General features: G+C 76.0%; 10 protein-coding genes. 7 read left to right on the forward strand and 3 right to left on the reverse strand.

Annotated features, from left to right (window positions below; all coding sequences use genetic code 11):
• The coding region (locus tag ACIQOV_RS14315) for a cytochrome P450 (RefSeq protein ID WP_401048500.1) at positions 1-1,081 on the forward strand (1,081 nt) is incomplete at its 5' end.
• A 31-nt stretch (positions 1,082-1,112) separates the two neighbouring features.
• Positions 1,113-1,373 (forward strand): hypothetical protein, encoded by a 261-nt coding sequence (locus ACIQOV_RS14320; RefSeq protein WP_380547332.1) that lies wholly within the window; start codon positions 1,113-1,115, stop codon positions 1,371-1,373.
• 156 nt (positions 1,374-1,529) lie between these two features.
• Here the strand turns inward: ACIQOV_RS14320 and ACIQOV_RS14325 are convergent, their stop codons facing one another.
• Entirely contained in the window at positions 1,530-2,354 is an 825-nt protein-coding gene (locus ACIQOV_RS14325; protein ID WP_380547330.1) for an isocitrate lyase/phosphoenolpyruvate mutase family protein, read from the reverse strand.
• Positions 2,351-2,851, reverse strand: a complete 501-nt coding sequence (locus tag ACIQOV_RS14330) for a carboxymuconolactone decarboxylase family protein (RefSeq protein ID WP_401048502.1) — start codon at positions 2,849-2,851, stop codon at positions 2,351-2,353. Before ACIQOV_RS14330 ends, ACIQOV_RS14325 begins: the two co-directional genes overlap by 4 nt.
• Positions 2,852-3,027: 176 nt before the next feature.
• Between ACIQOV_RS14330 and ACIQOV_RS14335 the strand changes: the two genes are divergently transcribed.
• The 4 genes from ACIQOV_RS14335 to ACIQOV_RS14350 all read left to right on the forward strand — a co-directional run bounded on the left by ACIQOV_RS14335 (position 3,028) and on the right by ACIQOV_RS14350 (position 6,148).
• Positions 3,028-3,810 carry an NRDE family protein gene (locus ACIQOV_RS14335; protein ID WP_401048504.1) on the forward strand — a complete coding sequence of 261 codons (783 nt, stop codon included), beginning with the start codon at positions 3,028-3,030 and terminating at the stop codon, positions 3,808-3,810.
• Between the two features lie 108 nt (positions 3,811-3,918).
• Positions 3,919-4,137 carry a hypothetical protein gene (locus ACIQOV_RS14340; RefSeq protein WP_401048505.1) on the forward strand — a complete coding sequence of 73 codons (219 nt, stop codon included), beginning with the start codon at positions 3,919-3,921 and terminating at the stop codon, positions 4,135-4,137.
• A 98-nt stretch (positions 4,138-4,235) separates the two neighbouring features.
• Positions 4,236-5,159, forward strand: coding sequence for an undecaprenyl-diphosphate phosphatase (locus ACIQOV_RS14345; RefSeq protein ID WP_401048507.1), 924 nt, complete (start codon positions 4,236-4,238; stop codon positions 5,157-5,159).
• 224 nt (positions 5,160-5,383) lie between these two features.
• Positions 5,384-6,148 (forward strand): glucose 1-dehydrogenase, encoded by a 765-nt coding sequence (locus ACIQOV_RS14350; RefSeq protein WP_401048508.1) that lies wholly within the window; start codon positions 5,384-5,386, stop codon positions 6,146-6,148.
• Positions 6,149-6,193: 45 nt separating this feature from the next.
• Here ACIQOV_RS14350 and ACIQOV_RS14355 read toward each other — a convergent pair whose 3' ends face one another.
• Positions 6,194-7,069: a sigma-70 family RNA polymerase sigma factor gene (locus ACIQOV_RS14355; RefSeq protein WP_401048510.1), complete on the reverse strand. Its 876-nt coding sequence runs from the start codon at positions 7,067-7,069 to the stop codon at positions 6,194-6,196.
• Positions 7,070-7,307: 238 nt separating this feature from the next.
• On the opposite strand from ACIQOV_RS14355, the gene ACIQOV_RS14360 reads away from it, so the two are divergent.
• Positions 7,308-8,750 (forward strand): PLP-dependent aminotransferase family protein, encoded by a 1,443-nt coding sequence (locus ACIQOV_RS14360; RefSeq protein ID WP_401048509.1) that lies wholly within the window; start codon positions 7,308-7,310, stop codon positions 8,748-8,750.
• Positions 8,751-8,857 lie beyond the last annotated feature (107 nt).

Raw genomic sequence — 8,857 nt, forward strand, 5'->3', positions numbered from 1 at the left:
CCAGTCGCTGCTGGCCGACCCCCGGGTCGGCAAGGACGCCCGGCTCTGGAACACCTTCCGGGAGGGACGGCTGCCGGAGGGCTGGCCGCTGCTCAACTTCATCGCCGTCCCCGGCATGGTCACCGCCGACGGCGAGGACCACCGGCGGCTGCGCGGGCTGGTCTCGCAGGCCTTCACCCCGCGCCGGATCGCCGACCTGGCCCCCGCCGTCGAGGCCCGGACGATCGCACTGCTCGACGAGGTCGCGAAGCTGGAGGGCCCGTTCGACCTGCGGCGGCACTTCGCCTACCCGCTGCCGATGCAGGTGATCGGCGAACTGCTCGGCCTCGCGCTGGAGCAGCAGGACGAACTGCACGAGCTCTCCGACACCATGGTCTCCAGCTCGGCCACCCCGGCGGCGGCCCTGGCCGCGCAGCGGGGCCTGAACGCGCTGCTGGCCTCGGTGGTGGCGGCCAAGCGGGCCGAGCCCGGCAACGACCTGACCAGCGACCTGATCGCCGTCCGCGAGGCCGGCCACCCCCTCGACCGGCAGCGGCTCAGCGAGGCCGAGCTGGTCGGCACCCTGCTGCTGATGCTGGTCGCCGGGCACGAGACCACGCTCAACCTGATCACCAACGCCGTCCGCGCCCTGCTCGCGCACCCGGACCAGCTGCGGCTCGTCCTGGACGGGGAACAGCCGTGGTCGGCGGTGGTCGAGGAGACCCTGCGCTACGACTCCCCGGTCGGGCAGTTCCCGCTGCGCTACGCGACCGAGGACATCGCGGTCGGCGACGTGGTGATCCGGCGCGGCGAGGCGCTGCTGGCCTCGTACGCGGCGGCCGGACGGGACTCCGGGCACCATCCGGACGCGGACCGCTTCGACCTCACCCGGCAGCCCGCCAAGCACCTGTCGCTCGGCCACGGCCCGCACTTCTGCCTCGGCTCCGGGCTCGCCCGGCTGGAGGCCGAGACGGCGCTGCGGCACCTGTTCACCCGCTTCCCCGGGCTGGCCCCGGCGCAGGGGCGGACGAACGAGCCGATCGCCTCGTTCGTCAGCAACAGCGTGCGCACCCTGTGGGTGACGGTCCGAGCCGGCCGGTGACCTGAGGGCGGTCCGGGTCGTTCGCCAGGGCATGAAGAAACTCGCCACCCTGGCCGCCCTCACCATGGCGGGCCTCGCCCTCGCCGCCCCGGCGGCCTGCGCCGCCACCCAGACCGCCTCCTCGCCGGACGTCACCGGCGGGCTCACCGACGGGCTCGAAGTCTCTCCCGCCGACCTCGCCCTGAGGACCGTGGGCACGCTCCCGCTGGTCGGCAAGCCGGCCAACGAGATCGAGGCGATCGGGACCAACCAGCTGGACCACCCGGGGCTCAGCGGACACGTCCTCAACTGATTGATCCGGCGATCAGGTGACCGGGTGGTCGGTGGCCGGGTGACCGGACGGCCCGGTGGCGCACCCGCCCGGCGACCGGCCCGTGGGCGGCCGGCCGACCCCCGAACGGTCGGCCGCCCACGGCACTCGACGCGCGGCACCCGGGCCGCGGGGCGCTCAGCCCGCGGACAGCCGGTTGAGCTCCGGGTAGCTCAGCCCTTCGGCGAACGCGCCGAACGTGCCGCTCCCGTACACCTCCCGCGCGGCCCGGCGGACCGCCGCGTACGCCACCTCGGCCAGACCCGGGCCCAGGCTGATCCGGGCCACGCCGAGCTTCGCGAGTTCGGCGACCGCCGGGGAGCCGGGACCGGCCAGCACGTTCAGCGGCGCCGGGACGGCCGCGACCAGGGCGGCGATGGTCTCCGGGTCGGCCACCCCGGGGACGAACACCCCGTCCGCGCCCGCCGCGACGTACGCCCGCAGCCGGTGCACCGCGTCGTCCAACCGACCCTCCGGGGCGCCGATCCCGTGCAGGAAGACATCGGTGCGGGCGTTGACGAAGAGCGGCACGCCGGCCGCGTCCGCCGCGGCCCGGGCGGCCGCGATCCGCTCGGCGGCCTCCTCCGGGGGACGGCCCTCGTCCTCCAGGTTCACCCCGACGGCGCCGGTGGCGATCAGCGCGGCGACCGTCCCGCCGACGCCGGCGGCGGTGTCCGCGTAGCCGCCCTCCAGGTCCGCGGTGACCGGCAGGTCGACCGCGCGGACCACCTGGGCGGTCCGGGCCAGCACCTGCTCGGGGTCGGCGCCGCCGCCGTCCGCGCTGCCCAGCGACCAGGACACGCTCGCGCTGGCCGTCGCCACCGCCCGCGCCCCGGCGGCGGCCACCAGCCGGGCGCTCGGCACGTCCCAGGCGTTCGCCAGCACCAGCGGCTCGCCCGGGCGGTGCAGCTCGCGCAGCAGCCGGGCCCGCTCCCGCCGGACGGCGGGGTCCGCGGCACTCACTTGGCGGCCGGGCTCATGCGGGTGGACACGCCGATCCGGTTCCAGGCGTTGATGGTGGCGATCAGCGCGATCAGCTGGGCCAGCTCGGTCTCGTCGAACCGCTCGGCGGCCTCCGCGTACACGGCGTCCGGCACGTGGCCCTGGGTCAGCAGGGTGACCGACTCGGTGAGGGCCAGGGCGGCGCGCTCGCGGGCGGTGAACCACGGGGTCTCGCGCCAGGCCGGCAGGGAGACCAGGCGGTGGTCCTGCTCACCGTGCTTGCGGGCGTCGGTGGAGTGCATGTCGATGCAGAAGGCGCAGCCGTTGATCATCGAGGCGTGCACCTTGACCAGCTCGGCGATCACCGGGTCGAGGCCCTCCCGGGAGGCCCGGTCCACGGCGATCATCGCCTGGTAGTAGGCGGGGGCGAGCTTGTGCATCAGCAGGCGCTGCTCGGGGGCGGGCACCGGGGCTCCGTGCGTGCCGGTCGTCGCGGCCGTCGTCTCGTTCGTCGTCATGGCCGCCAGCCTAGGAGCGCGGTGGCCTGGCGTCCTGGTGCGTTCGGCCACCCGTTCCTTGGGCCACTTCCCGGGCACGTCCCGGCCACTTCCGGCGTACGAACGACCGTGCGAGGATCGCTGGCAGGGGATCGTCGGCAGGAGGTCGCCGAAGGTCGAGGTCAGGGGGCACGGTCGTGTGCACGGCGTTCGTCAGCATCGAGCCCGGAGCGGCCGTCCCGGTGCTGCTGCTGTCCGTCCGGGACGAGTACCTGGGCCGCGCCTGGCTGCCGCCCGGCCACCACTGGCCGGACCGTCCGGAACTGCTCGGCGGACTGGACCTCGCGGCCGGCGGCACCTGGCTGGCCCTCGACCCCGGCCGGCGCACCGCCGCCTGCCTGCTGAACGGCTTCGGCCCGCTCGCCCCCGCCGACGCCCGGCGCACCCGCGGCCGGCTGCCGCTCACCGCCCTCCGGGAGGGCGGGATCGGCCACCTCGACCTCACCCCGTACGACCCGTTCCACCTCGTCCTGGCCCGGGCCGACGGCGCCCGGGTGTTCAGCTGGGCCGGCGGGCGGCTGGAGGAGCGCGAACTGCCGTCCGGCCTGAGCGTGGTGCTCAACGACGGGCTGGAGGGCCTGGCGGCCGGCCGGACCGCCTCCGAGCGGATCCGCGCCCTGATGGCCGCGCGGGCCGCCCACTTCCGGTCCCGCTTCACCGCCGTGCCCCGGCCCGGGCCGACCGCCGACGGACCGGCCGAGGCGGCCTGGGGCGGGTGGCTGCCGATCGTCGCCGGGGACGGGCTCGCCCCGGACGCGGACGCCGCGCTGGTCCAGCGGCGGGACTTCGGCGACGGACGGATCTGGGGGTCCTCCTCGATCTCACTGCTCGCGCTCGGACCGGACCTGCTGCGCTACGACTTCGCGGCCGCGCCGGTGGCCGCGGACGGGCCGGGGTGGCGGCGGGTGGTGGCGGCCTGACGGCGGGCTGACGGCAGCCGGCCCCACGTCGGCGGCGGCGGAAAAGGACTTGCACCTGACGCTGCGGGAGGCGGCATCGTGGCGCGGGTCGAGCCGAAGGAGACCGCCGTGACCCACCCGGACCCCGCGCCCCGCCCCCGCCGCCGCCTGCTCGCCGCGCTGACCGTCGCCCTGCCGCTGGCGGGCACACCGGCCGCGGTGACCGCCCTCGTGCTGTTCGGCGACGCCGCGCACCGGACCGTCCCGTCCGCCACCGTCCTGGCCTCCGTGGCGGCGGCGCTGATCGGTCATTTCGGCCCCGGTGTCGCGCAGCCGTACGGTCGGTGAACTTCCGACGGCGGGGTTGGCGAACGTCTACATGCCCGTAGTAGCTTCGCGACGGCCCCGGATCCGGGCGGCCACCGACCCCCGAGCGAAGGTGCGCGATGTCGACCCTGACCTACCCGGAAGCGATAGGCGTCGGCCTGCTCCAGGGTGTGACGGAACTCTTCCCGGTCTCCAGCCTCGGCCACAGCATCCTGCTGCCCGCCCTGGTCGGCGGAAGGATCCAGCACGACCTCGACATGACCGCCGAGGGCTCCTCGTACCTCGCCGCCCTGGTCGCCCTGCACCTGGCCACCGCGCTCGCGCTGGTGGTCTACTTCCGCAAGGACTGGGTCCGGGTGGTCGACGGGCTGTTCGGCTCGATCCGGCACCGCCGGGTTCAGACCCGCAACGAGCGGCTCGCCTGGCTGCTCGTCCTCTCCACCATCCCGGTCGGCGTGGCCGGCCTGGTGCTGGAGAAGGCCCTGCGCAACGCGCTCGGCAAGCCCGTCCCGGCTGCGGTCTTCCTCGCCCTCAACGGCCTCGTGCTGCTCGGCGCCGAGCGGCTCAAGCGCGGCGGCACCGGCCGCCGCCGAGCCGGACGCATCACCGCCGCCGCCGACGACGAGCCGGGCGTGGACCCGGCGATCGCCTCCGACCACCGGCTGACCCGGCTCGGCTACGGGCAGGGCGCCTGGATCGGCGCCGCGCAGATCCTCGCGCTGTTCCCCGGCATCAGCCGCTCCGGCGTCACCATGAGCGCCGGCATCCTGCGCGGACTGCACCACGAGGACGCGGCCCGGTTCTCCTTCCTGCTCGCCACCCCGGTCATCCTGGCCGCCTCGGTGCTGAAGGTGCCGGAGCTGTTCAAGCCGGAGAACTCCGGCGTGCTCGGCCCGGTCCTCGCGGGCAGCCTCGCCGCCTTCGTGGCCGGCTACGTCTCGGTGCGCTTCCTCACCAGGTACTTCGAGACCCGCAGCCTGACGCCGTTCGCGCTCTACTGCTTCCTGGCCGGCGTCGGCAGCGCGGTCTACCTGTCGCTCTGAGCCGCCCGGACCGCCCCGGCCGGGGCCTGCGCGAGCTCGGCCGGCCGGGAGAACATCGGCCCGTGCCCGGCCTCGCGCAGTTGCGCCGCCACCTCGTCCCACGCCCACGCCCACGCCCCGAGTCAGGCGCCCGCCACCAGTACGAAGGTCGCCATGGGCGGCACCCTAGCGCGCGCGTGCGACAGTGGCCCGGGAAACGACGGCGAACAGGACGTGGAGGAAACGTGGTTGAGGAACAGGGCGGGCCGGCCCCGCTCACGGGGAAGGCGGCGGTCGTCACGGGCGGCTCGCGGGGCATCGGGCGGGCCGTCGTCCGGCGGCTGGCCCGCGACGGCGCGCAGGTCGTCCTCGGCTACGCCCACGACGAGCGGGCCGCCGCCGAGGTGGTCCGTGCCGTGGAGGCCGAGGGCGGCCGTGCCTGGGCGCTGCGGGCCGACCTCGGCGAGGCCGGTGCCGCCGAGCGGCTGATGGCCGAGGCCGAGGAGCGGCTCGGCGGGCTGGACGTCCTGGTGAACAACGCCGCCGGCTCCTTCACCCCGACCCCGCTGGCCGAGCTGGCCGACGCGGACCTCGACGCCGTGTTCACGGTCAACACCCGCGCCGCCTTCACCACCGTCCGCTACGCCGCCCGCCGGATGCGCGACGGCGGACGGATCGTCAACATCTCGACGGTGAACACCGTCCGGCCCGTCCCCGGCATCGCCGCGTACGCCGCCAGCAAGGGCGCCGTCGAGCAGCTCACCGCCGTGGCCGCCGTCGAACTGGGTCCGCGCGGGATCACCGTCAACACCGTCTCGCCCGGCGCCACCGACACCGACCTGCTGCGCGGCACCAACCCGCCCGAGGCCCTCGACCGCGTGGCCGGCCTCACCCCGCTGCGCCGCCTCGGCCGGCCCGAGGACATCGCCGACGTCGTCGCCTTCCTGGCCGGGCCCGAAGGGCGCTGGCTCACCGGACAGAACCTCCGGGCCGCGGGCGGGCTGGCCTGATCCCCGGCCCGGGCCGCCCGGCAGCCGGCCGGGCGGCCCGACCGGTCACGCCGTGAGGCCCAGGGCGGCCAGGCGGACGGGATCGGTGAGGATGTCCATCGCGGTGACGCGGCCCCCGTGGACGGTGAACGACATGACCGACAGCGGACGGCCCTCGGCGAAGGACACCACCCCGGGCGAGCCGTTGACCAGGACGATCCGGCCCTCGGCGGCGAAGCGGGCGAACGTGATCGCCTGCGAGGCGACGTCCGCCGCACCGCGGCGCAGCGCGCTCGGGACCAGCGTGCCGCCGTCCGACCGGGCCACCACGTCCGGGTCGAGCACGGTCAGCAGGGCGCCGAAGTCGCCGCCCCGGGCGGCGCTCAGGAAGGCCTCCACCACCGTGCGCTTGCGGGCGTTGTCGGAGTCCGCGGCCGGGGTGGCGCCCTGGACCCGGCGGCGGGCGCGGCTGGCCAGCTGCCGGGTGGAGGCGGAGGTGCGGCCCAGCACCTCGGCGATCCCGTCGAAGGGCACCTCGAACATGTCGTGCAGCACGAAGGCCACCCGCTCCGCCGGGGAGAGCGTCTCCAGCACCACCATCAGCGCGATCCCGACCGAGTCCGCGACCAGGACCTCGTGCACCGGGTCCAGCGCCGACAGCCCGCTGACCACCGGGTCCGGCAGCCGCACCCGGTCCTCCTGCTCGGGCATCGGGTCCTCCCGGCGGGAGGCGCGGGAGCGCAACTGGTCCAGGCAGACCCGGCCGACGACCGTGGTGAGCCAGGCCCCGAGGTTGCGCACCCCGCCCGCGTCACTGCGGCCCAGCTTCAGCCAGGCCTCCTGGACGGCGTCCTCGGCCTCGGCGATCGACCCGAGCATCCGGTAGGCCACCGCCCGCAGTTGGGGGCGCTCCGCCTCGAAACGCCGGGCCAGTTCGGCCAGTTCGGCGGGTTCGGCAGGCTTGGCCGGTTCGGCCGGCTCGGCCGGTTCGGTCGACTCGGCCGGGGGGATTTCCTCGCTCACCCTGTCACATCCTCGCGTCGGGATCCGTCGGTCCAGTGACGGACGCTAACCGACCGGGAGGACACCATGACCACCACCCGGATCGCCGACCGCTCGGGCAAGGCCGTCCCCGACGACGTCCGGCATCCCGCCGCCCCGCCACGCGAGAATGGGGGTTGTGAGCACCTCCCGGACCACCTCCTGGACCACCTTCGGCGGCGACCTGCACCTGGACCTCACCGAGCGGCGGGCCGCCGGCGCCGGACTGCGGGCCGCCCTGGAGGACGCGCTGCGCGAGGCCGTCCAGGACGGGCGGCTCGCCCCCGGCACCCGGCTGCCGTCCTCCCGGGCGCTCGGCGAGGACCTCGGGATCGCCCGCAACACCGTGGTCGAGGCGTACGGCCAGCTCACCGCGGAAGGCTGGCTCAGCTCCCGGCAGGGCTCCGGAACCACCGTCGCCCGACGGGCCGCGCCGGAACCACCCCAGGGCCGGCGGCCGGCCCCCCGACCGTCGCCGAGGCGCCCGACCGCCCGGTACGACCTGATGTCCGGACGGCCCGACCTCTCGCTCTTCCCCCGCACCGCCTGGCTCGCCGCCGCCCGCCGCGCCCTCGCCACCGCACCGCACGAGGCCCTCGACTACGGCAGCCCACTCGGCCGGATCGAACTGCGGCAGGCGCTCACCCACTACCTGGCCCGGGTCCGCGGCGTCCGCACCGACCCCGACCACCTGCTCGTCTGCACCGGCGTCACCCAGGGCCTCGGCCTGCTCTGCGCCGCCCTGCGGGAACGCGGCGCCCGCGTTCTGGCCGTCGAGGAGTACGGGCTGCCGCCGCAGCACGCGGTCGCCCGGGCCGCCGGGCTCGCCACCGCCCCGGTGCCGCTGGACGCGGACGGCGCCCTGGTCGACCGGCTCGACAGCCGGGCGGGCGCCGTCCTGCTCACCCCGGCCCACCAGTACCCCACCGGCGCGGCGCTCTCCGCCGACCGGCGGGCGGAGGCGGTGCGGTGGGCGCGGGAGCACGACCGGTACGTCGTCGAGGACGACTACGACGGCGAGTTCCGCTACGACCGGCAGCCGCTCGGCGCCATGCAGGCGCTGGACCCGGAGCGGGTGGTGTACGCCGGAACGGCCGCCAAGAGCCTCGCACCGGGCCTGCGGCTGGCCTGGCTGGCCCTGCCGGACGCGCTGGTCGAGCCGGTCGCCCGGCTCAAGGCGCTGGCCGACACGATGTCCCCGGTGCTGGACCAGCTGACGCTGGCGGAACTGATCACCTCCGGCACCTACGACCGCCACGTGCGGCGCTGCCGCCTGCACTACCGGCGCCGGCGCGACCACCTGGTCTCGGCGCTCGCCGAACACGCCCCGCACGTCCGGGTCACCGGCATCGCGGCCGGCCTGCACGCCGTGCTCCAGCTGCCGCCCGGTTCCACCCCGGAAGCCGAACTCGTCGCCCGTGCCCAGCAGGCCGGTCTCTCCCTCGGCGGCCTCGCCCGGCACCGCGTCACCCCGGCCACCGCCGAAGCCCCGCCCGCCCTGGTCATCGGCTACGCCACCCCGCCGGAGCACGCCTTCGCCGGGGCCGTCCGGGCCCTGTGCGAGCTGCTGCGCGGGGCGTGAGCGGGCCGGGCCGGGCCGGTGAAGCCGGGGCCCCGCCGCCGGGGTCGGCCGGCGGGGCCGGTTCGGGGAGGTGGTCCGCCCGCAGAACGGAAGAGCACAACTCTGAA

Source organism: Kitasatospora sp. NPDC091257, assembly GCF_044757675.1.
Taxonomy (GTDB): Bacteria; Actinomycetota; Actinomycetes; order Streptomycetales; family Streptomycetaceae; genus Kitasatospora; species Kitasatospora lactacystinica.